Annotated in this window: 1 protein-coding gene; it reads left to right on the forward strand. The window is 62.6% G+C overall.

Features of this window, described 5'->3' with window-relative positions; translation table 11 throughout:
* Positions 1-1,262, forward strand: a 1,262-nt coding sequence (locus AAC083_RS14055) for a diguanylate cyclase domain-containing protein (protein ID WP_146181678.1), incomplete at both ends; no start/stop codon positions are given.

Here is a 1,262-nt window from a genome sequence, read left to right on the forward strand (position 1 = left end):
CCTTCACCCTGCTGACTCTGCTCGGCATCTTCTGCCATCTCTATCTGCGTCTGCGTCAGGAGGCCCGGGATCGGCTGAGGCTCACCCGTGAACTGGCCCAGAGCGAAGAGCACTACCGGTTCGTGGCGGAGAACAGCGCAGACGTTATCTGGACCATGGATACCGCCACTCTGCGCCTTCGCTATGTCAGCCCGGCCATCCAGCCCCTGAGCGGCTATGAGGCGCGCGACATCCTCGGCCTGCCCCTCAAGCTGCTGATCCCGGAAACCTCCAGAAAACAGCTGCGCGATGAGCTCAGTGACTCCCTCGCCGCCTGGCAACGGGGCGACCACGAGCAGACCCGCTGCGTGATCCGCACCCAGGTGAGGCACAAGGAGGGACATCTGGTGGCAACCGAGACCATCACTACCTTGCACGGCAACGAGCAAGGCCAGCCCGATGCCATCCTGGGGGTCACCCGCGACATCACGGAACGCGCCGCCAGCGAGGAGATGATGCATCGCCTCGCCTTCTATGATCCGCTCACCAACCTGCCCAACCGTCGCCTGTTGCAACTGCGGCTGACAGAGGCCATGGCCGATGAGGGGAGAGAGCTGGCGCTGATGTTCATCGATCTGGATCACTTCAAACCGATCAATGACACCTTTGGTCATGAGACCGGGGATGTGCTGCTCAACATGGTGGCCGAACGCATGCGCCACTGCGTGCGAGAACAGGATCTGGTGGCCCGTCTCGGGGGAGATGAGTTCGTGATCCTGCTGCCCGATACCCGTGACGAGGCGCTGGCGGTGGCGGATCATCTGCACCAGAGCCTGCGTCTTCCGTTCCGGATGGATGAAGAGCAGGAGTTGCGGATCTCCAGCAGCATAGGAGTGGCGCTCTACCCGGAACATGGCACGGATCCCAAGACCCTGATGCACCATGCCGATCAGGCCATGTATCAGGCCAAGGGACGGGGCCGTGGCCGGGTCTGCCTGTTTACCGCCGGGCTGGATCCCGAACTGGGTTCACTGCTGTGGCAAAACAGCCACGAGTGTGGCCATCCCCGCATCGATGCCGAGCATCGCCAGCTCTTCGTGCTGACCAACCGGCTACTGGAGCGCATGAAAGACAACTGCGAGCACCCGGCACTCTATCTGGAAAGTCTGGAAGGGTTGTTTGAGATGGCGCGCCACCACTTCGCCTTCGAGGAGCAGGTGCTGGCCGAGCTGGACTATGCCGAGCTGGCCAGCCACCAGCAGGACCACCAGCGGCTGCTGCAC

It is taken from the genome of Aeromonas sp. HMWF014 (genome assembly GCF_963878295.1).
In the GTDB taxonomy this organism is placed as follows: domain Bacteria; phylum Pseudomonadota; class Gammaproteobacteria; order Enterobacterales; family Aeromonadaceae; genus Aeromonas; species Aeromonas popoffii.